Annotated in this window: 19 protein-coding genes and 1 riboswitch; of the genes, 15 read left to right on the top strand and 4 right to left on the bottom strand. The window is 58.9% G+C overall.

What is annotated here, in order from left to right; all coding sequences use genetic code 11:
• Window positions 1-16 precede the first annotated feature (16 nt).
• The 5 genes from RTCK_RS09100 to RTCK_RS09080 all read left to right on the top strand — a co-directional run bounded on the left by RTCK_RS09100 (window position 17) and on the right by RTCK_RS09080 (window position 4,300).
• Window positions 17-898 carry a sugar phosphate isomerase/epimerase family protein gene (locus RTCK_RS09100; protein ID WP_142523164.1) on the top strand — a complete coding sequence of 294 codons (882 nt, stop codon included), beginning with the start codon at window positions 17-19 and terminating at the stop codon, window positions 896-898.
• The gene (locus tag RTCK_RS09095; RefSeq protein ID WP_142523165.1) at window positions 895-1,890 is read left to right on the top strand and encodes a Gfo/Idh/MocA family protein; all 996 of its coding nucleotides are present in this window, start codon (window positions 895-897) and stop codon (window positions 1,888-1,890) included. The genes RTCK_RS09100 and RTCK_RS09095 overlap by 4 nt, the downstream gene beginning before the upstream one ends.
• 318 nt (window positions 1,891-2,208) lie before the next feature.
• Window positions 2,209-2,562, top strand: a complete 354-nt coding sequence (locus RTCK_RS09090) for a DUF4440 domain-containing protein (RefSeq protein WP_142523166.1) — start codon at window positions 2,209-2,211, stop codon at window positions 2,560-2,562.
• A gap of 454 nt (window positions 2,563-3,016) precedes the next feature.
• Window positions 3,017-3,589, top strand: coding sequence for a trimeric intracellular cation channel family protein (locus RTCK_RS09085; protein WP_408004519.1), 573 nt, complete (start codon window positions 3,017-3,019; stop codon window positions 3,587-3,589).
• A gap of 168 nt (window positions 3,590-3,757) precedes the next feature.
• The gene (locus RTCK_RS09080; protein ID WP_211181447.1) at window positions 3,758-4,300 is read left to right on the top strand and encodes a TetR/AcrR family transcriptional regulator; all 543 of its coding nucleotides are present in this window, start codon (window positions 3,758-3,760) and stop codon (window positions 4,298-4,300) included.
• Here RTCK_RS09080 and RTCK_RS09075 read toward each other — a convergent pair.
• A complete protein-coding gene (locus RTCK_RS09075) occupies window positions 4,294-6,054 on the bottom strand; it encodes a peptidoglycan D,D-transpeptidase FtsI family protein (protein WP_142592671.1) in 1,761 nt (586 codons plus the stop codon). The two genes, RTCK_RS09080 and RTCK_RS09075, sit on opposite strands and share 7 nt — an antisense overlap.
• Before the next feature lie 172 nt (window positions 6,055-6,226).
• A riboswitch (glycine riboswitch) is annotated at window positions 6,227-6,314 on the top strand.
• 454 nt (window positions 6,315-6,768) lie between these two features.
• Here RTCK_RS09075 and RTCK_RS09070 point away from each other — a divergent pair.
• The 3 genes from RTCK_RS09070 to RTCK_RS09060 all read left to right on the top strand — a co-directional run bounded on the left by RTCK_RS09070 (window position 6,769) and on the right by RTCK_RS09060 (window position 8,768).
• Window positions 6,769-7,326 carry a L,D-transpeptidase gene (locus tag RTCK_RS09070; protein ID WP_235988631.1) on the top strand — a complete coding sequence of 186 codons (558 nt, stop codon included), beginning with the start codon at window positions 6,769-6,771 and terminating at the stop codon, window positions 7,324-7,326.
• Between the two features lie 807 nt (window positions 7,327-8,133).
• Complete coding sequence (locus RTCK_RS09065) at window positions 8,134-8,382, top strand: type II toxin-antitoxin system VapB family antitoxin (protein ID WP_142592568.1); 249 nt, start codon at window positions 8,134-8,136, stop codon at window positions 8,380-8,382.
• Complete coding sequence (locus RTCK_RS09060) at window positions 8,379-8,768, top strand: type II toxin-antitoxin system VapC family toxin (protein ID WP_142592567.1); 390 nt, start codon at window positions 8,379-8,381, stop codon at window positions 8,766-8,768. Before RTCK_RS09065 ends, RTCK_RS09060 begins: the two co-directional genes overlap by 4 nt.
• 550 nt (window positions 8,769-9,318) lie before the next feature.
• Here the strand turns inward: RTCK_RS09060 and RTCK_RS09055 are convergent.
• The gene (locus RTCK_RS09055) at window positions 9,319-9,813 is read right to left on the bottom strand and encodes a MarR family winged helix-turn-helix transcriptional regulator (RefSeq protein WP_142592566.1); all 495 of its coding nucleotides are present in this window, start codon (window positions 9,811-9,813) and stop codon (window positions 9,319-9,321) included.
• Window positions 9,814-9,857: 44 nt separating this feature from the next.
• Between RTCK_RS09055 and RTCK_RS09050 the strand changes: the two genes are divergently transcribed.
• From RTCK_RS09050 to RTCK_RS09035, 4 genes are all read left to right on the top strand, one after another.
• The gene (locus RTCK_RS09050) at window positions 9,858-11,369 is read left to right on the top strand and encodes an FAD-dependent oxidoreductase (RefSeq protein ID WP_142592565.1); all 1,512 of its coding nucleotides are present in this window, start codon (window positions 9,858-9,860) and stop codon (window positions 11,367-11,369) included.
• Window positions 11,366-12,337 carry a quinone oxidoreductase family protein gene (locus RTCK_RS09045; RefSeq protein WP_142523173.1) on the top strand — a complete coding sequence of 324 codons (972 nt, stop codon included), beginning with the start codon at window positions 11,366-11,368 and terminating at the stop codon, window positions 12,335-12,337. Before RTCK_RS09050 ends, RTCK_RS09045 begins: the two co-directional genes overlap by 4 nt.
• Before the next feature lie 41 nt (window positions 12,338-12,378).
• On the top strand, window positions 12,379-13,557 hold the full coding sequence (locus RTCK_RS09040; protein WP_235988630.1) for an MFS transporter: 1,179 nt from the start codon (window positions 12,379-12,381) through the stop codon (window positions 13,555-13,557).
• 83 nt (window positions 13,558-13,640) lie between these two features.
• A complete protein-coding gene (locus RTCK_RS09035) occupies window positions 13,641-14,852 on the top strand; it encodes a patatin-like phospholipase family protein (RefSeq protein WP_235988652.1) in 1,212 nt (403 codons plus the stop codon).
• Window positions 14,853-15,091: 239 nt separating this feature from the next.
• Here RTCK_RS09035 and RTCK_RS09030 read toward each other — a convergent pair whose 3' ends face one another.
• The gene (locus tag RTCK_RS09030) at window positions 15,092-15,760 is read right to left on the bottom strand and encodes a hypothetical protein (RefSeq protein WP_142592564.1); all 669 of its coding nucleotides are present in this window, start codon (window positions 15,758-15,760) and stop codon (window positions 15,092-15,094) included.
• 78 nt (window positions 15,761-15,838) lie between these two features.
• Here RTCK_RS09030 and RTCK_RS09025 point away from each other — a divergent pair, with 78 nt between their 5' ends.
• The 3 genes from RTCK_RS09025 to RTCK_RS09015 all read left to right on the top strand — a co-directional run bounded on the left by RTCK_RS09025 (window position 15,839) and on the right by RTCK_RS09015 (window position 18,880).
• Window positions 15,839-16,510, top strand: a complete 672-nt coding sequence (locus RTCK_RS09025) for a response regulator transcription factor (protein ID WP_142523176.1) — start codon at window positions 15,839-15,841, stop codon at window positions 16,508-16,510.
• A complete protein-coding gene (locus tag RTCK_RS09020) occupies window positions 16,510-17,847 on the top strand; it encodes a sensor histidine kinase (protein WP_142523177.1) in 1,338 nt (445 codons plus the stop codon). The genes RTCK_RS09025 and RTCK_RS09020 overlap by 1 nt, the downstream gene beginning before the upstream one ends.
• 214 nt (window positions 17,848-18,061) lie before the next feature.
• Window positions 18,062-18,880, top strand: coding sequence for a DUF3313 domain-containing protein (locus tag RTCK_RS09015; protein ID WP_142592669.1), 819 nt, complete (start codon window positions 18,062-18,064; stop codon window positions 18,878-18,880).
• Between the two features lie 261 nt (window positions 18,881-19,141).
• Here the strand turns inward: RTCK_RS09015 and RTCK_RS09010 are convergent, their stop codons facing one another.
• Window positions 19,142-19,444, bottom strand: a complete 303-nt coding sequence (locus RTCK_RS09010; protein WP_142523178.1) for a DUF982 domain-containing protein — start codon at window positions 19,442-19,444, stop codon at window positions 19,142-19,144.
• Window positions 19,445-19,708 lie beyond the last annotated feature (264 nt).

Below are 19,708 nucleotides of genomic sequence, written 5' to 3'. Positions count from 1 at the left end.
TGAAAGAGGAAAGATAATGAACCCTGTCGGGTTGATCTCCATGCAGTACGCGCGCCCATTCACGGCAGAGCATTTCCCACTGTTCTCCGAGATGCGTAGGCTCGGCTATGATTTCGTCGAGCTTCTTGTCCCGGAGCCGGGTGAGCTCAACCTCAAGGAGGCTCGCCAAGCGCTGGAGGAAGCGCAGCTTGGTGTCGTGCTCGCCGCGCGCGTCAACCTGCAGCGCAACCTGTCGTCAGATGAGCCGTCTGCGCACCGCGCCGGCATCGACTACCTGAAGTATGCGGTCGATTGTGCCGCGGCTCTCGGCTCCACGATCGTCGGCGGTCCGCTTACCGGAAATCCCCTCGTCTTTGCCGGACGGCCACCGCAGCCGGTGAGCGAGCAGGAGCGGCAGGCGCGAAAGGCCCGCTGCGTCGCCGGTCTGAAGGAGGCTGGAGATCATGCCGCCAGCCGTGACGTGGTACTGGCGGTCGAACCCCTTAATCGCTTCGAGAGCGATGTGCTTTGCACGACGCAGCAGGCAATCGAACTGCTCGACGCGGTGGATCACCCAGCCGTCCAGCTCATGCTCGACACGTTCCACATGCACATGGAAGAAGCCTCCATTGCCGAGGCGATCCGGCTGGGCGGAAAGCGCGTCGTCCACTTCCAGGCCAACGAGAACCATCGTGGCTTTCCCGGTACCGGCGCAACGGATTGGGTCGAGGTATTCCGGGCGCTCCATGACATCGGCTATGGCGGCCCAATATCGCTCGAACCCTTCCGGCGCGACGACGACCGCTTCGGCGTTCCCTTCGCTCAGTGGCGCGCGCCACACGAGGACGAGAACGAGCGTCTCGCCGCCAGTGCGCAATTCATCAAGTCCCACATCCTGCTTACGGAATATCGTCGATGACCCTGAAGATTGGTTGGATTGGCTGCGGCGTCCACGCAAGCCAGATGCTGCTTCCGCAGCTCGTTCGCCACGACGTTCAAATTGCTGCGCTTTGCGACATTGACGGCCAACGTCTGGCATCTGCGGGACGGCAGTTCGGTGTGAGGAACCTTACAAACGATGCGGAGGAGTTGATACATCGCTCGGATATCGACGCGGTTGGTATGGCCGTTGGCCCGGACCAGCATCTCCAGTTCGGCAAGATGGCTCTGCAGCGGGGGCTCCCGGTCTTCATGGAGAAGCCGCCATCCGGAAGCGCCGCAGGTGCGCGCGAACTGCTTGCCGCCTCGGAAAAAACCGGCAAGCCGCTGCTTCTGGGCTTCATGAAGCGTTACTCGGCCGGAAACAAGATCGCGGCCAATATCCTGCGCTCGGGTCATTTTGGCGAAATCTACGGCCTTACTGGCTACTACATGACTGCCCCGGGCTATTTTGCCGGCAATGTCGACTATACCGGTTTCTTCCTGCATCATTGCGTCCACTACATGGACCTGGTTTCCTTCCTTGTGTCACCGGTCACCAAGCTGACAGCCCGCAAGGTCGAAAAGGACAGGGGCAAGGTGCTCTTCCATGTGAACTTCGATTTCGAATGCGGTGCCATCGGCACCATAGCAATGGGGACAGCCCAATCGCGCGGTGCTCCCGTCGAGCGCATTGAGATCATGGGCGATCATCAGCGTATAGAGGTCGACAACGTCATCGAAGTGCGCTGGAACCGTAACCCGCCCTTCAAGGTCGATGATCCCGCTGCCACGCTTGACGATGCTGCCGACACGCTCATCTGGAAACCAAATTTCACGGCGGCGGCCAACGAGGATCCAAAGGGCTATCACTCGCTGCTCGCCGACGTCGTCCCGGCCCTTATGGGAGACGAGACGCCGGCGCCAACGATAAAGGACGGTGTCGTTGCGATGGAGCGCCTCGAGTCGCTTCGGGGTGAGCTGGCCTTATAGAGTTCTCGGTACGCATAGTTCAGTACAAACGCACCGTCGATCGCCGATACAGTGGCTCAGGCGTTGGCCTTACGGGATGCTGCACCTCGACAGTGAGCTGTTGGCTGGTTCGGGCTAGTTCAGTCATAGTTTCGGCTTCTCAAAGCCACTCGAGATGAAGGGGTGCTGGGGACGTGTCCGAGCGTCTACCGATACGAAATCGGTTGAGATCTAAGGGTCACGTAGAGCTTCGAACTCTCGCCACACAAGTAGCCCAGCCTCTCATTGCCTAGCCAGCAGCCGCTCCGCTTTGGAAGCTAGAAACGTAGGTTTACTACTATGAACAACGAGACCTTCTGGAAAAGGGAAGAACGCTTGTGGCTGGAGGGGGCGTCCGCTTACGCCGAAATTGTAGACCACTCCTGTTTGATGGCTTTCCCAGGAATGGGAGTGCTACAGATCGCGGATGTCCTTGAAGGTCTCAAAGTCGCTCCCCGGTGGGTATCAGTGACGATGATGGATCGCCAGACAAGTCGGGCGGGCAGTGTTTTTGTTTTAGGTTACACCGCCGAGGGTCAGCGCGAGGGATCAGACCCCTATCGCTGTTTCTGCACCTCCACGTATTGTGCTGTGGGTGGGGTTTGGAAGCTGGTGCAGCACCAGCAAACGCTCGCTGATCAGTATATTGATTAGATGCGGGTCCGGGAAAGGCTGGTTGCAAGCAGCCCGCCACAGACGGACAGCGGAGCCGATGGTTTGAACTGGCTCAGGCTGTGGGGCTTTTGCCTCCATGTTTGCAGGATCAGAAACTCAGGATTATCTTGCGCCCGCCAGGTGCCTGGCGATCGAAGGCTTTTGCGAATGAGGTGATGGGGAAGACACCGGCGATCAGGACCGAATGGCCCTCCGCGCCCATCAGCCACTAACATTGGCACTCTGTGGCGGGATGATGGGCAACGCGTTCGCCTGCATCGCTGCGAACGAGCTTTCGCTTTCTGTTCCCCGCTGCTATCCGGGACGCTAGTGTATCAATCTGGGCACGCATGGTGGAGGAACGTGCGCTCCAACAGTTGGGTTTGACGTGTACAGTATCTCAGTCGAGACAGTCATCAATGCTCTTTATCTCGTCGCCATAGTCGTTGAAGCAATGACCGCAGCCATCGCGGCCGGTCGCAGGCAGATGGACTGGCTGGGCGTCTGCGTACTTGGCAGCGTAACAGCGCTTGGGGGTGGGTCAGTGCGGGACATCGTGCTTGATCATCACCCGCTGTCATGGGTGGAGCGGCCCTACCTCCTCTTCGTCACTGGTGGAGCAGCACTTGCTACTATCGCCATTGCTCGGATGATGCCCCGACTGCGTCACCTGTTCCTCTTCCTGGATGCGATAGGGCTCGTTGTGTTTACCATCATCGGCTGCCGTATTGCCGACGGCCTCGGTCTTCCGTTGGTCGTAGTGGTTGCGTCTGGTGTCATCACCGGTTGTGTGGGCGGTGTCTTGCGAGACGTACTGTGTGCCCAGGTGCCGCTGCTCTTTCGCGCTGAGCTTTATGCAACTGTTTCTGTGCTCGTCGCCTTGACCTATCTCGCCTTGATGACATCGGGCGTCGGCGAAGGTCTTGCCCTTCTGGGGGGGAGCTCGATTGGACTTCTCGTGAGACTTGCCGCAATCCGCTTCCACTGGAGCCTGCCGAAGTTCATCTACGGTGACGCCGACTACTGAGCCGCGAGGGCGCAGCTTCCGAAGTTCGGAAGACCTATTCTTTCGGGGGCCTTGAGCGTGTGCTAGTTGCCGTCAACAAGAAAGGGGATTCTGGTGGCGCGAACATTGATCCGGCCCGGCGGTCGAAGCGAACGCATTCAGCTTGCCGTACACAAGGCGGTCCAGGAGTTGACGGAGGAACTGCCCGATCAGCACCTGACAGTGGCGATGATCGCGGCGCGGGCGCAGGTGCCCCCTTCGACGATTTATCGACGATGGCAGACACTCCAGCAACTCCTTGCAGATGTCGCCAGCGAGCGCTTTCTGCCGGACACGCTGCCCGCCGACACGGGGACGCTGGAAGGTGATCTGACGGTCTGGCTTGAGCAGTTGGTGGACGATCTTTCCTCCGGGCCCGGTAATGCTCTCCTGCGTGAACGGATGACGGATGTGCGTGCGGCGCGGGTCGCGGCCGGCTATGCGTTCCAGAACCTGGTTTTGCTGTGCGGCCGATGCGAGGGCCGGGGTGAGCCGCCGCCGATGCCCGACCGCCTCATGGATCTACTCGTTGCCCCTGTCATCTATCGGATATTCTTCGCCGGACAGACGATCTCCAACCAATATCAGGCCGAACTGGTCCACCACGCGCTGCAGTCGCCGATGATCATGCAGCCCTTTGGTGCTCAGGCCTCCATCAAGGACTATGTCATCTACGAAGATGGTGCTCAGTAACCGATCAGCAGACCGGATTGACCCGGTCCGAAGTAAGGCTTGACGCCGAGCAATGGTGCGGCACGACTGACGATCTCCTTGATCATGGGGGCTGCCGTGTAGGCAGCCAAGCGACGGCCCGATTCACCCGTCAGGGGAGCGTCGATGATCGACAGCACAACGTAGCGGGGATCATGCATGGGAAAGCTGCCGAGGAAGGCGTTGAAGTTCAGGTCAGTCGCGTAACGACCGTTGACTACCTTGTCTGCCGTCCCGGTCTTGCCACCGACATGAAATCCCGGCACATCCGCGCTCCGGCCAGATCCTGTCTTGCCGTTCCAATCGAAGAGGTGGCGCATATCCGCACTGGCCTTCTCATCCAGGACTTGAACTGAAGCCGGAGCTGCTTCCTCATCATTCCGCGCCAGGAATGTTGGCTGGATGAGCTTTCCGCCATTTACCAGCGCGGCCGCGGCAACGGCCGTCTGTAATGGTGTCGTCGCCATCCCATGACCGTAGGAGATGGTCGCCGAATGGATCCTCTTCCACGTGGGTGGTTGAGTCGGGGTGGCAATCTCGGGCAGTTCCGTCTCCAGCCGAGACAAGAGCCCCAATCGGGTCAGGAATTCCTTGTGTCCCTCAATTCCGACCATTTCGGCAATTTTCACGGTAGCAATGTTGGAAGAATAGCGGAACACTTCCGGGACCGTGAGGGGCCGGTGGCGGCCGTGAAAATCGTTGATGGTAAAGCCGCCCATCCTGATCGGGCGCGACGCATCCACGACGGAATCGAGGACGATCTTACCGCTGTCTAGCCCCATGGCGATCGTGAAGCTCTTGATGGTCGACCCCATTTCGAAGGTCGCATTGCTCATCCTGTTGAACCAGCCCTTCTCGTACTCCGTGTCTATGCTGCCGTCTGGCAGCATCCTGGATGGCTGGTTGGGATCGTAGTCCGGGACCGATGCCATTGCCAGGATTTCTCCCGTATGGACGTCAAGGACAACCGCGCCGGCGGCTTCCGCATGGTAGGAATGCATCGCCTTTTCGATGACGCTGCGAACAATGCTCTGGACGCGAAGGTCGATGGAGAGCCGAACCGGTTCGAGTGGTGTGTTGCCGGTCATGCCTACCGTCATCAGGTCGGCCAGACCCTGACGATCAATGTAGCGCTCCATGCCTGCTAGCCCGCGGTTGTCGACGTTGACGTGGCCGAGAATGTGCGAGGCAGTAGCGCCTCCTGGGTAGAAGCGGCGCTTCTCGGGGCGGAACCCTATCCCCGGTAAGCCAAGCGCCAAGATATCCGCCTGCTGCCGGGGAGTGAGCTGACGTTTGAGCCATTGAAAGGCTGACTTGGAGCGAAGCTTCCGATGGGTGGTGCCCCAGTCGAGGTCGGGAATCACGGTCGCAAGCTTTTCTACCACCTCGTCGGCATCCACGATCCTGATCGGCTCGGCATAGAGCGACATCATGTTGAGGTCGGTTGCAAGAAGCTCTCCATTCCGATCGATGATGTCAGGGCGAGCCGCGGGAGGCGGGATGGCGTTGATGGAATTGGTGATTTCGGGAGTGGCAAGACCATATTGAACGAGCCGGGCTCCTAGCCCCAGATAGACAATGGTGAACGAAAGCATGATCAGGCCAAGCCGATGCTTGCCCATCCGAACCCGTCGTTTGGCCCTGCCAAGAATAATAGGAGCCTCACGGCAACCACTGGCCTCCATGCGCAGGTGCGATCGGCTTCTACGCCTGAAAATGTGAGAGATCGTTGCCATCCGCGTCTCCAATGCGTCCCGCGTCGCGCTTTCGGAGCCTCCCAAGATCCGAGTTCAAGGTCATCCGCGACAGTTAATGCAATTGATGTTGCATTAACTGCTTACTTAATGCTTAATGAGGTCGCGCCGCGTCGTGCTTCATGGGGAACACCTCCATGAGACTTCCTGGTGCAGACAGCGAGTGGGAGAGCGTCGCCGTGGCGGCCGCCGAAGGAGCAACCGCCCCGGAAACTCTCAGGCACAGGGACCGTTCGCTGGGGAAGAACTCTGGAAAGTGGAGCAGTCGCTCCCGCCGAAGGTGTAAGTCACTGCTGCGTATCGGCGGTGATCAAACTCTCAGGCCGATGACAGAGGGGGCCTGCATGCCTTGCATGCTGCCAACTCTGAGGGCCTGATATGAACTACATATCCTGATCATCTTACATACTCGTAGCTCGCAGGCGCGACGACCTCTCTTCCCTTGTCTGGAGCATGAGGGAGGTGTTGCCGATGACACGGCGCGCCCACAGTGACGCTGCTGTCGCAGAGCTTCGTCACTTCGCCAACAACGTCTCTTCTACAGGACCAGCAATGACACTTTCCAATCCGATCCTATGTCGCCGCGCGTTTCTCTCTTCCCTCGGGGTCACGGTGACGGCATTGGCGACAGGCTGTGCCACACAGTCTCCCGCGCCGGTCATCGCATCACCGCCCTCCGTGCCGGCAGAACCTCCGATGCAATCGATCTCGGAGAGCGCTCTCCTGATGTACCGGGCCATGCCCGAAGAACGGTTCCCGATCCCGGCGGTGGACCTTACCAAGCTGGAGCCGCGCTTTCATCGACAGATCGTTGACTACTCAACCGCGGAGAAGCCCGGCACCGTCATCGTCAACACCACCGAGCGCTACCTCTATCACGTCCAGGAAGGAGGCACCGCCGTTCGCTACGGCGTCGGTATAGGCAGGAGTGGCTTCGACTGGTCAGGTCGGGCGCACATTGCCTACAAGCGCGAATGGCCGGTCTGGACGCCTCCGGCGGACATGATCGCTCGCCAGCCGCAACTGGAAAAATGGAGAAATGGGCAACCGCCCGGCATCAGCAATCCTTTGGGAGCGAGGGCGCTCTATATTCACCAAGGCAACCGTGACACGCTTTATCGTCTCCACGGCACAGGGGAGGTGCACACGATCGGCAAAGCGATTTCTTCAGGGTGTGTCCGCCTCCTGCATCAGGACATCATCGACCTCCACGATCGTGTCCGCCCCGGCTCCACGATCATAGTGACGGCTTAGTACGCTCTTGTTGAAGGCCGCGGCCCAATTGGCCTCGGTAGCGGAGCCGGTCCCATCGAGCGTGCGAGATGACATCTCGACCTTACGCCAATGTCCGCTTCTCCTGCTGAAAATCCAACAAGCGGACAGTCAGCTATCGGCCCGTTCGCATACAGAGATATGAAAATGTGCCTCGCGCTACAGCGGGGCCGTGCCTCGGCAGAAAGCAGTTCTGCGCCTCCAGGTCGATCATAGAAGACCCCGGATCCAGATTTCAGAACGGCCATGGCCCGAGGAGCATTTCGCGTCGCCTGAGCGCAGATACCCGACATTGCAGCTATCGCAGAAACTCCGCACTTGCGACGCAGCAACTGCCCGAGAAAAAATCGTCGGTGCCAAGCAAGTAGGGGAGGGTCGGGGCGACCGAAGCCGGCCCCGTACAGGAGATCCTTCCCAATGGCCGACTTGTCCAGCATTACGCCACCCGCCGGTCCAATGATTGGGTCTTAGCAACGAGCCTTGCACCTGACGTCGAAATTGGTCGGCAAGACGATCATGTCGCGGATCGTGACGTTCCTCGGGTGTGTCAGCATGACGATGATAGCCTTGGAGACATTCGTCTGGCGGCAGCTCCGCACACAGAACCTGGACCTGATCTGGAAGAGCGTCTCGATGACACCCGCAACCTCATCGCTCGATAGACACTTTGAACCTTGGCATCGGGAGCGAGAATCCGAAGTGCCTTAAGTGCGGTGTAGTCTTTGACACTGTGGGGCAGTGAGGTAGAATGGTAGAAAGTTAGCCAATTAGGTAGAATGGAATCCCCATATGAGCCTGAACGTGAAAGACCCCGAAGCGCATCGCCTCGCACGGGCGATCGCCCGTGCGACTGGGCAGAGTATGAGCCGTGTGGTGACCGATGCGCTGCGTGAGCGTTACGCGCAGATTGAGAAACAGAGAGGGAGGGCGTCTGTTGAAGAACTTCTTACCATCGCCCGTAGGGCCGCAGCCCATCTAAGTCGGCCTTATACCGATCACGCCGAGCTTCTCTATGACGAGGACGGCCTGCCGAAATGATTATCGACACATCCGCCATGGTGGCGATCCTCTATGGCGAGCCGGAGGCTGCTGCCTTTACGCGACTAATTCATGATTCCGCAGCCGGCCGGATCAGCGTGGCAAACTATTTGGAACTGTCCATGGCGATTGAGAAGCAGCTCGGGCCGGAAGGCATGAGACAGGCCGATGCCTTCTTTCGCCGTGCAGCGATCGACATCGAGCCTGTGACAGTTGAGCAAGGCCATCTGGCCCGACAGGCTTTTCTCGATTTTGGGAAGGGCAGGCATAGAGCTGGGCTGAATTTCGGTGATTGTTTTGCCTACGCTCTCGCCAAGGATTTCGACGAGCCGTTGCTATTCAAGGGCAACGACTTCACAGAGACGGACATTCGTTCGGCAGCATGACGCACGAACTGGAATGATGGGTTAGGCTGACGTGCTGACTAGTGCTTTGGCGCCCGGAAGCGACTTCGTTTTCGGTTCGTTCGAGTCATCGACAACAAGCCCCTACCGTCATTTTGCAGAGCTCCAAGGAACGCCCAAGCTTAGGGGACCTCGCATCGTTTTAGCGCAAAATCGCGCAAAGCACCTGCGGCGACGTCACTTTTTTCTGGTGGGGAACGGCAGCTCTTAAAGGTAGGGAATGGGTCCGAAACGGCTTGCTTGGGGAGACCTGAGGCCGTGAACGGGCTGTCGATCTTGGCGCGCCGAATTGCGATAGCGGACATCAGGCATCAGGCGATGTGGCCCGCCTTCGGGCCAAAGCAGCGCCGGAGGCTACGTGGCCCAAAGCGGACCAGCCCGCGGGGCTAATGCCTTGAATTGCCCGTGAGATGAATTCATCGGCAGGCAGTTACTGATGGCCGGCGGTTGAAATCCGCTCAACGGTACGATTGTGGACGTCGGGAAGCCTTTTGTGCCTTTGCATAAGTCGCCATCCTTCCGTAGCTCCCGCTCAGGGAGCAACTGGATTTTCGGATACCTCTCCCATGGCGTCGGCAAATTTACGCATCAACCGCACAAGATCGTCAACCTCGTCTGCTTCCCACGTCGCGAAGACGGCAAGAGCTATTCTTTCACGCGCTGCATCAATGTTGTCCGTCATCGCCTTTCCCTTGGCCGTGATGACGGCTTCGTTGACACGACGGTCGGCCGCACTCTGCCTGCGTTCTGCCAGACCAAGGCTTTCCAGCTTTGCCACCTGGCGGCTGACGGTGGTGTAGTCACGCCCGACGCCGGCAGCGAGATCGACGATGCCGATTGGCCCGCGCCGTTCGATCCCGACCAGTAGAGGGAAGAGGGCACGATCAAGCGCAATCCCGGCCTCCCGCACCAGCGCCTCGTCGCGTTGTGGCCGGTTCATCAGAGTGACGATGTCGATGAGCGAGCCATGCAGTTCGCGAATCTTCTGCCTTATATGTGTATTTTGCACGGGTTCTCTTGACGGCATTTCAGATCTCCTGTTATGTGCATAATACACATACGGAGACAGAAATGACAAATCACTTTGCAGCAGATGTGCTCATCTGCGGCGCGGGAGCGGCTGGCCTTACGCTTGCTATCGACCTGGCGCGGCGGAACATCACATTCCGACTGATCGAGAAGATGCCCGTTCCCTTCCACGGCTCACGCGGAAAGGGCATCCAGCCCCGCACGCAGGAAGTTTTTGAGGATCTTGGCATCATCGACAAGGTCGTCGCAGCAGGTGGCGAGTACCCGCTAATGCGCGTCTATCGCGAAGACGGTAGCTTCGTTGAGAAAGATCTCGGAAAGAGGTCCGAAGCCACGCCTGCAGAGCCTTTTCACATTCCGCTCATGATCCCGCAGTTTCTTACCGAGCGCATCATGCGCCAGAGGCTTGTCGAACTGGGTGGTCATGTGGAGTTCGGCTGCGAGTTGATCGGCTTCGAACAAGACCAGGAGGGTGTCACAGCACAAGTTTCCGGTCCGGGAGGAGAAGAGACGGTCCGCGTACGTTACCTCCTTGGAGCTGACGGCGGAGGTAGCTTCGTTCGCAAAGCGCTCGGCGTTGGCTTTCCCGGGAAAACGCTCGGTGTGCGGGCCTTGGTCGCCGACGTAACCCTGACCGGGCTCGATCAAGGCTGGTGGCATCAGTTTAACGACAGCAACATGGAGCGGATGATCTCGATCTGCCCGTTGGCGGGAACTAACCTGTTTCAGCTTCAAGCTCCTGTGCCGCAAGAAGGGGAGGTTGATCTTTCCGCTGGGCGACTCGAGCGGATGATCGCCGAACGGACGCATGCTCATGATATCGGGATCCAGTCGGTCAACTGGGCTTCGGTCTATCAGATGAATGCACGACTTGCTGACCGTTACCGCGTCGACCGCGTCTTCCTCGTCGGCGACGCCGCACACATCCACCCGCCGACCGGCGGGCAGGGTCTGAACACCAGCGTGCAGGATGCATACAATCTCGGTTGGAAGCTGGCTGCCATACTGGCTGGCGCTCACGATGCACTACTCAACAGTTACGAGATCGAGCGCCGCCCCGTGGCCGAGACCATGCTCGGTTTATCAACCCGATTGCTTGATGCCAGCAGGCTGGGCGAGATAAAGCGAGGGCGTGAGGTTCGGCAGCTCGACATCGGTTATCCGGAATCGCCGCTTTCGATGGCATCGCGGGAAAGAGTAGGGCTCCGGGCTGGAGATCGTGCGCCGGATGCTCCGATCGTCGGCGCGGCGGGCCAGCCAAGCCGGCTATTCCAGTTGTTCAGGGGTCCCCACTGGACATTGCTTATCAATGGCCAAGCCGATTTCTCATCACGGCCCGGCCTGCAGATCCATCGTCTCGGCCGCAAGGGGGACATCGTCGACGCGTTCGGGCATGTCGGCGAAGCCTACCAATTGCAGTCGGATGAAGGCGTGCTGGTTCGGCCGGACGGGTACATTGCCGGAATCCTGCCGCTCAACTCGGACGGGGTCGCGCGCCTTGAAGCGTATCTGGGTCGAATTGCACTTTCTTTTTGTGGGGAGGGTTCGCGATGAGGGCCGCACTCGTTTCCGCGGCGGGACAGGACCCAGCCCTGGCAGAAACCGCACTCCCCAAACCCGCAATAGGTGAGAGGCTGATCCGGGTAGGCGCCGCTGCTATCAGCCATCTTACCAAAGCTCGAGCCTTGGGAGCGCACTATACTGACAGCGGGCGGTTTCCGTTCGGCGTCGGCATAGACGGTGTGGGCCGGCTGGAAGATGGCAGTCGGGTGTATTTTGCCCTGCCGCGCAGGCCCTATGGCAGTATGGCCGACTTTACCGTGGTTGATGCGCGTCTTTGTGTGCCGGTGCCAGAAGAACTTGATGATCTGACCGCCGCAGCGATTGCAAATCCAGGCATGTCCTCCTGGGCTGCCCTCACTGACCGAGCTCGTATCAAACGAGGCGAAACTGTCCTTATCAACGGCGCTACCGGCACCTCCGGTCGGCTTGCGGTCCAGGTCGCCCGGCTGCTGGGTGCAGGCCGTATTGTTGCGACCGGAAGGAATGCCGGAGCGCTTGAAGAAGTACGATCGCTTGGCGCAGATGTGGCCATCCAAATCGGGGAAGACATGGACAATCTTGAGCAGCGCTTCGCCGAGGAGTTCGCCAAGGGCGTGGACATCGTGCTGGATTACCTATGGGGCCCGAGCGCGGAAAGCCTCCTCCAGGCTGCAGCCACCAAGGGTTTTGACGCGGTTCCGATGCGCTTTGTCCAGATCGGATCGAGCTCAGCGGGGGATATCATGCTGCCAGCGGCCGTCCTGCGCGCCAAGGCCGTCGAGCTGATGGGCAGCGGCGGCGGCAGTGTCTCTGTGCCACGGCTGATTGCCGTCATTGAGGAGGTGCTACAAGCAGCCGCGACGGCCGGGCTGCAGATCGCCCTCAAGCCGGCGGCTTTCTCCGATTTCGACAGGGCCTGGCCACAGGATAATAGTGCCTGCCGCACCGTTTTCACCATGGACACCGAGGGGCCTGCATGACGACCCCTTTTCGGTCTCACGGAACGGCCGAGGGCCGGACGATGACATGGCGCCGTATCGCACCGGTCTTCGCGATCGTCTGCACCTATGCGGCAGGAAGCGCCGCAGTCCTGCCGGTGCTGCCCTTTCACATTCGCGCTATGGGAGGTTCTCCCCTTGTGCTCGGCATCATCGTGGCGGCGGAAGCCGTCGGTCAGTTCGCCTCCGCTCCGGCCCTCGGGCAGCTTTCGGACCGCTTCGGCCGCAAGAATATTCTCATCGGCAGTCAGACCATTGCTGCGGCAAGTCTTCTATTGCTCGCTTTTGCTCCCAGCATCGCGTTCATCCTGCTCGCCCGTGCATTGTTCGGTCTGACCGCAGGCAATATTTCTGTCACCGCCGCCTATGTCGCGGATCATACGGACGCCAAGAGCCGGCGGCAGGCCATGGGTATCCTGATGGGGGGTGCCGGCGTGGGTGGGATCATCGGCGCGGGGATATCCGGGCTTCTGGCGGATACGTCACTGACAGCGCCAATCCTTGTAGCGTTCAGTTTGGTGCTTCTATCGATCATTGTGACGGTATCCCGGCTGGACGGTAAACACTCTTCTCCGCACAGCAATGATCAACACCTGGAGGAGCGGAGGTCATTGCGCGCTGTCCTGGCCTCTCCCGCAATTCGAATACTCATCGTGGTGATGCTTTGCCATTTCTTCGCCTATGGCATGTACACCTCGCAGATGCCGGTCTTCCTTGGTGATACGTTCATATGGAACAATCATCAGTTCGGAGCGAAGGAACTCAGCTACCTCATCATGGCCGATGGCGGGATCAATGTCTTTGCGCAGCTCTTCCTGCTGGGTTGGCTGAGCAGATACCTGACCGAGCGCAGCCTGATCCTTCTGATCTTCGCACTCATTTCGGTCGGCTTTCTAACGGCAAGCCTTGCCGCCACCATCCCGGTTTTATTCCTGGCGGTTGCCTGCGTCAGCACCGGAGATGCCTTGGCCAAACCGACCTATATGGCAGCGTTGTCGACTCGTGTTCCTTCGCAGCGGCAAGGCATCGCCCTCGGTGCAGCCCAGTCTCTCGTGGCAGTAGCCGATATCGCCTCGCCGGTGTTGGGAGGTTTCATTCTCGGCTATGCGTTGTACGGGCTCTGGATCGGCTTAGCCGTGGCCATGGCAATCACAGGAGCGCTGATAACAGCGGCCCGATTGCGGCCTAGTGACAAATCGTGAAGCGGCTCGCAAGGGCGAAGCAGCCCGGTCGAACAGAGCGCATGTCTCTCCGGTGCCTCGGATTTGGGAGTACCGTGGATGAAATGCATGATCAGGAAGCATGCCCCGCGTGTACCAACGGCAGTGCCGACCTGTTGAGATATATGCGCCTCTGTGTCGGCGTCTTGCTGATGGTAGGGGGGTGCGCCGCACCCCCTCGCCAGGCCTACGACGCTTTGGAAGCCAGGCGGACGCAGATTGTCGGCTTTGAGAATATCAGGATCCATATCGATGATCCCCGACCTTTCCAATCAGGCGATGATCCCTGGAGGCCAGTCACCAGCAAAGCCCAGCCTGCCATGCTGGCGATGTCTGGTGGTGGCGCAGGCGGCGCTTTCTCCGTCGGCATTTTATCCGCCTGGAGTGAACTGGGAACTCGCCCGAAGTTCGACGTCGTAACGGGCGTCAGCACCGGCGCGCTGATCGCGCCTCTCGCGTTCCTTGGTCCGGCATATGACCAACGGCTACGAGAACTTTATCTATCCGATCACGCGCGCGATCTTGTCGATCTCGATTGGAGAGGGTTCGGAATCTTCTCGCCCAGTCTCCTTCGAGGAGACGCGCTGCGCCGCATGGTCGCAGAAAATATCACTGACGACATCCTGCGACGCATCGCGCTGGAACATCGTGCCGGACGCCGGCTTCTTGTGATGACGACCAATCTGGATACGCAGCGTGCGGTTGTCTGGAACATAGGCGCGATGGCAGACAGCGGGAGCCAGCATGCGTTGGCGCTGGTTCGGCAGGTGTTGGTGGCATCCGCCAGTGTCCCGGGGATTCTGCCACCTGTCTCGATAAAGGCGGTCGTGGATGGAAAGGAGATCGAGGAGTTACACTCGGACGGCGGTAGTTCAGCACAGTTTTTCACCCTGCCTGAGCAACTGATCATTGCCCCAAGGGCTAAGGGGAAGGAGAAACTGCATATTTATGTCATCATAAACAACGCCCTCATCCCCGAGTTTGCAATGTCGCCTGAACGGGCTTTTCCCATCATGGCGCGTGCCTATGCGATCCTACTGAAAACCCATACTAGGCAAGGTCTGATGGCACTCTATAACTTCGCGCAGCATTCAGACGTCGATCTCGACATTGCCTCGATCGATGCGCAGGTACCTTACTCGATGACGGACCCTCTCAATCACCACTACATGACCTCTGTCTATCTCATCGGTTATCGGAGAACAGTTGCGAACCGTCTATGGGTGAAGCGCCCTTTGTTCACGAAGGCGGGGTTCCGCCAGGCTGGCGAACTTTAACCAGCCGCTCGTCGCGGGCTCGTGGCGAGCGGCAGCGGTTTTTAGCTTGCTGCTAGTGCGAAACATTCAGTCGGGTCCTGCTCAGTGCCTGTGTTCACGTGAGGGGACGTCTGGTTCGGCCGCTCAGTGGAACCGGCTGGCAACGAAGAGAAGTAGCAGAAGAGGGCCTCCCAATAGTGCCGCGAGCATGATCACGGCGTATAACAGGCGGGCCGCATTCCTCTTCAGCATCTTGCGAGTCATGGCCAGTCAACTGCGTAACCCGTCGACAGCCCTTTCGGTTTGGCAAGAGACTTCGTTACAATATCGATGGGAGCTGCTGCAGTACTCAACCCACTGCGTTCCGGATCCGACCGGTGAGCAATGGATTTTGGAGCCAGTTGCTCTTTCCCGGCAGAGAACAGCTCGGCAGGGAACGGATTCCAGTCATCGAAGTGGCAGTCAGCTGCCCATTTCGCACCTATCGAACGGAGCTCCACCGCATCAATCAGGACAAAGAAATCTCCACATCTGATCGCAGTTCCAGCCCTTCGGGTACCACCTATCTCGCCACCATTCATTGCGCTGACGGAAGCCGGCCCGCGCACAGGCTGGGTGTTCGGTAACGTCTCGTCAGCTGTCCTAGAGAGTTGCGCTGCTCGCGGCAGCACGGGCGAAATCGCCATGCGCTCCGCGGTGATTGCCGCCACCAGAGCCTTGAGCCGTTCATTGGGATCTGCCGTTGCAGAAGCGAGGTCGAGGTTGGTGACAGTCAAGCTGCCTCCCAAGAGTACTGCCGCTGCCGCTACCTCTTTGGTCCATACCCAGGCCATGTCGAGTACCCCTTTTTTTAAGATCGTTGAGGGCCGTTCACCGCACCTCTTTGCGGTGGATAATTCCAATCTCGACTTCCACAATTGCAGCAGCATTACAGTTCCCAAAGCCAGACCGTAATGCTGCTGCAATCTCCACCATGGATAATGGCGTTACGGAAGGTGGTGCTATAGATGAGGCTTCTGCTCGTAGAAGACGAGAAGGAACTGGCGGCGGCGCTGGCAGTTGCTTTGGGCAAGCACGGTATCGTCATCGACAACACGGCTCGTCTCGCCGATGCATTCGAATTGACGCTTCAGAATGACTACGATGCCATCCTGCTGGACCGGCGTCTTCCTGACGGGGAAGGGCTGACGCTCATTTCGAAGCTGCGCCGGTCGCAGCGAGACACTCCAATCATTGTCATGACTGCGCGAAACGAGCCCCTGGAGCGTGTCGAGGGGCTCAATCTCGGCGCCGATGACTACCTCGGCAAACCTTTCATGGTGGAGGAACTGTTGGCGCGTGTGCGTGCAGTCCTTCGACGGCCCATCAATCTCGCAGAGCCAGAGATTGTTGCGGGGCGAATGGTGATCAATCCGTTGCACCTCGACGTTGCCGTGGGGTCGCGCCAACTGGATCTGCCCAGACGCGAACTGTCCATCCTCATCGCCATGGCGAAGCGAAAGAACAAAACGGTCCTTCGCACCACCCTGGAAGAAGCGGTCTACAACTATGAGGAGGAGATCCAGTCGAACGCAATCGATGCGCATATCTCCCGACTGCGGAAGAGATTGGCAGATGCAAACTGTGGCGTCTCCATCCACAATATCCGGGGTGTCGGTTACCTTCTGAAGGAAGAATGATGGGCACGGCAGGTACCGCGGCTTCGTCCCTCTGGTGGAGACTGAGTTGGCAGCTCGGCCTGGTCATCGTCGGTGTTATCGGCGCAGTGATCTTTGGGCTTTGCGTCTGGGCTGCTACGATCATGTCCCCCAATATAGCCATGGAAGAGACGGTTGCCGCCGCAATCGCCGGGGCCGTGACTAACGAAGACGTGGGACGGCTCGAACTACAAGAAACACAGGAACTGATAGCGCTCAAGGACCAGAACCCGGCCCTCTGGTACATCGCCGCCACCGTAAACGGCGCCTCCACGTCCTATGGAACAGTACCTGGGGAATATGAGGGGCTCGCACATCTGGTCTCCCTCTTCCAGGACGCAGATATTCGGGGCGCGCATCTGAGCAGCGAAGCGGCAACGATAGACGCCGTAGAAACAGTGGTTGGTGAGGTCCGGGTTCTCTTCGGAGGTGTAGCTGACAAAGGTTCTCCTGTTCTCGCTCTTTTCGCCAGAGCTTACCCGATTTACGCCTCACTGCTTGCCGTGGCCTTGCCCGCGATTTTCTTTGCCGTTCCGCGGATCGTCAGCCAGGCGCTTGTTCGAGTGAGCGAAGTTGCTGAGCGAGCAGCACAGATTGAACCACGCCGACATGGCGCACGTCTTCCTACGGACGGTATACCCAAGGAAGTCGTCCCTTTGGTTACGGCCTTCAACGAAGCCCTCGATCGCCTGGAGGGCGAAGCCAAGAAACGACAGCGCTTTCTCATAGATGCAGCCCACGAACTGAGAACACCGATCGCAATCATGCAGACACGGATTGATGGGATGCCCGAGGGGCCGGAGCGGCGGCGCCTGTTGTGCGACGTCGCTCGTCTGGCAGACTCCGCCGAGCAACTTCTGGATTTTGAGCGTCACGACCAAGTCGGAGAGCTCAATGGTACAGTTGATCTGGTTGAGATGGCGCGAACTGTCGTGGCCGATATCGCACCAGTGGCAATTGCAGCTGGTTACCAGATATCTTTTTGCAGCGAAGTCGGAAGCCTCGATCGCAAGGGAAATGCTGTAGCGCTAGCGAGAGCTGTCAGCAATCTCGTCCGCAATGCAATCGATCATTGCGAGGGTCGGGGAGAGATTGTGGTTTCGGTGTCAGGTGATGGAGCGATAGCTGTGGCAGACCAAGGACCCGGCATCCCGGCAGAGCATCAAGAACTGGTCTTCGCGCCCTTTTACCGTGTGACTCCCAAAAGTCAGGGTACAGGCCTGGGCCTGAGCCTGGTCAAGCAGATTGTCGACAACCACCACGCTCGCGTGTTCATGAAAAGCGATCAACAGGGGACGATCGTGACGATCAAGCTTTGAGAGCTGGCTGCCACAGGGAGTAACTGCAGCCGGCCGCGAGAATGCCATCCTTTCAGCTTTCGGGGAATCGCGCGAACCTTTCTGTAATGCTGCGGCAATCCTCCGCCGCAATTGTCCTCGCAGTTTCTTGTGGAGGCAATCGATAGTGTCCAGCCAATTTGATCTGTTCCGCCGCGTGGCCCACGCTTCCTCGAATCGCTTAGCGACGATCTTGATGGCCGGCATCGTGTTGGCCGCGACGGGATGTACGACAATGCCGATGGAAGAAAGTGGAACGCTCACTTCCTACAGCAACCTCGGCGCGCAGAAGTCTAAACTGGGCAAGAAGCGGAGGTTGTTCGTCGATGGCGACTACCTGTCCCAAGTCAGGACGGTGAGGATCATCCCCGCCAGCTACACCTTTGTCGCGGCGTCCAAAGTCAAGACACCGGCGGACCGTTCACTTGTGACCAACGCCCTTGATAGAGCATTGTGCGTCGCACTCAGCGACAGGTATCACCTGGTGCCTCCTGACCGGCAGGCTGACTTAACAGTACGTTCTGTCATTACAGATATAGTCCCCACTAACAAACGTGTGGCGGCCGCTGCGACGGTCGTGAGCGTCGGCGGAGGCTTTGCTCTTCCCGAGAACATTCCGGTTGTGGGAGTGCCACGCATACCATTCGGATTGGGCGGCCTCTCGGTCGAGGCAGAAGCTGTCGACAGCCGGAATGTCCAGCGTGCAGCGATGATGTGGGGTCGCAGCGCAAACTTCCTGCAGGACAAGCCACGTTATTCGGAGGTTGGTGACGCCTACAGCCAGGCTACGAAATTCGCGAGGGATTTCTCACGACTGCTCATCAAGGGCCGCGAGCCACGAATGCTGGACCTTTCCCTGCCATCAGGTCATCGGGTGCGGTCGTGGTTCGGTGGAAAGCCAAAATATGAGGCATGTGAAGCCTACGGGCGAGCTCCTGGACTACCTGGGGCTCTTTCGGCGAAGTTCGGTCTGCCTCCACAGTGGACTGACAAGAGGGGGAAAACCCCTGGGTGATCCTTTGGGCGCCCTCGATGCGATGGCCCATGACCATGGAGGTGGAACTGACGCGGATACGGGAGGAGCGGCATATTGTCTTTGTCCTCGTCACTCCTGACCTGAAAGGCTCTAGCTCACAAGGTGCTGATCCTGCCGAAGCAGAAGGGGCACCTTGCGAGTGAGGAATCCGCCTCCACCAGACGTTATGAACAGGCTTGGGGCAGCAGCCCGATTTGCCACGGCGGGCGGATGTACGGCCTCCGCTTGTTTGCCGTGACCTTACAAGGTCACCCGTCCTCCCCCGGCCGGCGTCTTCACCATCCAAGGCTGAACTGCGGGCTGTTTGACAAGGATGCCCTTCTTCTTTCCGAAGGCACGGACCGCATCACGTGCCGACTGGATCGGCTTATGGCCGTCGAGAGCCATGTAGCACGTTTTCAGCGCTACGTCGTGGACGAGGTCGCGCTCACGCTCGGGCCACTCTTCCAGGTAGTCTATGGCATCTTCGATGGAAACTATCTCTCGCACCAAGTCCTTCTTCTCCTTCAGGTAGACCGGGCGATTGAACAGGTTCGGAGTCATTTCTACCTCACTGATTATACAAGTGCTCAACAAGGTTTGGGCGAATTACGCGCCACAAGTCTGATCTGGGCATCCCGAGCCACGCCTTCAAGACGGCCCAAGTATGCGAGGGGGAGGTCAGGTCAGAAGAGACTGCAACGGGGGTCAGTGAGGCTTGCCAAGAAGCTCTGGTGAACGCGGAAGATCTTGCCGCCATGACGAGAAGACCGGAGGACAAATGGTCGTTCACTTGCTGGTACCTTGTATACAGAGCAGCTTGCGGCC

The organism is Pseudorhizobium endolithicum (genome assembly GCF_902153245.2).
Taxonomy (GTDB): domain Bacteria; phylum Pseudomonadota; class Alphaproteobacteria; order Rhizobiales; family Rhizobiaceae; genus Neorhizobium; species Neorhizobium endolithicum.
This window is presented reverse-complemented; position numbering and strand designations above follow the sequence as displayed.

Excerpts from the sequence above, each read along its gene's own strand:
- RTCK_RS09100 (WP_142523164.1), top strand. The coding sequence starts at position 17 with ATGAACCCTGTCGGGTTGATCTCCATGCAGTACGCGCGCCCATTCACG.
- RTCK_RS09095 (WP_142523165.1), top strand. The coding sequence starts at position 895 with ATGACCCTGAAGATTGGTTGGATTGGCTGCGGCGTCCACGCAAGCCAG.
- RTCK_RS09090 (WP_142523166.1), top strand. The coding sequence starts at position 2,209 with ATGAACAACGAGACCTTCTGGAAAAGGGAAGAACGCTTGTGGCTGGAG.
- RTCK_RS09085 (WP_408004519.1), top strand. The coding sequence starts at position 3,017 with ATGACCGCAGCCATCGCGGCCGGTCGCAGGCAGATGGACTGGCTGGGC.
- RTCK_RS09075 (WP_142592671.1), bottom strand. The coding sequence starts at position 6,054 with ATGGCAACGATCTCTCACATTTTCAGGCGTAGAAGCCGATCGCACCTG.
- RTCK_RS09070 (WP_235988631.1), top strand. The coding sequence starts at position 6,769 with ATGCAATCGATCTCGGAGAGCGCTCTCCTGATGTACCGGGCCATGCCC.
- RTCK_RS09065 (WP_142592568.1), top strand. The coding sequence starts at position 8,134 with ATGAGCCTGAACGTGAAAGACCCCGAAGCGCATCGCCTCGCACGGGCG.
- RTCK_RS09060 (WP_142592567.1), top strand. The coding sequence starts at position 8,379 with ATGATTATCGACACATCCGCCATGGTGGCGATCCTCTATGGCGAGCCG.
- RTCK_RS09055 (WP_142592566.1), bottom strand. The coding sequence starts at position 9,813 with ATGCCGTCAAGAGAACCCGTGCAAAATACACATATAAGGCAGAAGATT.
- RTCK_RS09050 (WP_142592565.1), top strand. The coding sequence starts at position 9,858 with ATGACAAATCACTTTGCAGCAGATGTGCTCATCTGCGGCGCGGGAGCG.
- RTCK_RS09045 (WP_142523173.1), top strand. The coding sequence starts at position 11,366 with ATGAGGGCCGCACTCGTTTCCGCGGCGGGACAGGACCCAGCCCTGGCA.
- RTCK_RS09040 (WP_235988630.1), top strand. The coding sequence starts at position 12,379 with ATGACATGGCGCCGTATCGCACCGGTCTTCGCGATCGTCTGCACCTAT.
- RTCK_RS09035 (WP_235988652.1), top strand. The coding sequence starts at position 13,641 with ATGCATGATCAGGAAGCATGCCCCGCGTGTACCAACGGCAGTGCCGAC.
- RTCK_RS09030 (WP_142592564.1), bottom strand. The coding sequence starts at position 15,760 with ATGCTGCTGCAATTGTGGAAGTCGAGATTGGAATTATCCACCGCAAAG.
- RTCK_RS09025 (WP_142523176.1), top strand. The coding sequence starts at position 15,839 with ATGAGGCTTCTGCTCGTAGAAGACGAGAAGGAACTGGCGGCGGCGCTG.
- RTCK_RS09020 (WP_142523177.1), top strand. The coding sequence starts at position 16,510 with ATGGGCACGGCAGGTACCGCGGCTTCGTCCCTCTGGTGGAGACTGAGT.
- RTCK_RS09015 (WP_142592669.1), top strand. The coding sequence starts at position 18,062 with ATGGCCGGCATCGTGTTGGCCGCGACGGGATGTACGACAATGCCGATG.
- RTCK_RS09010 (WP_142523178.1), bottom strand. The coding sequence starts at position 19,444 with ATGACTCCGAACCTGTTCAATCGCCCGGTCTACCTGAAGGAGAAGAAG.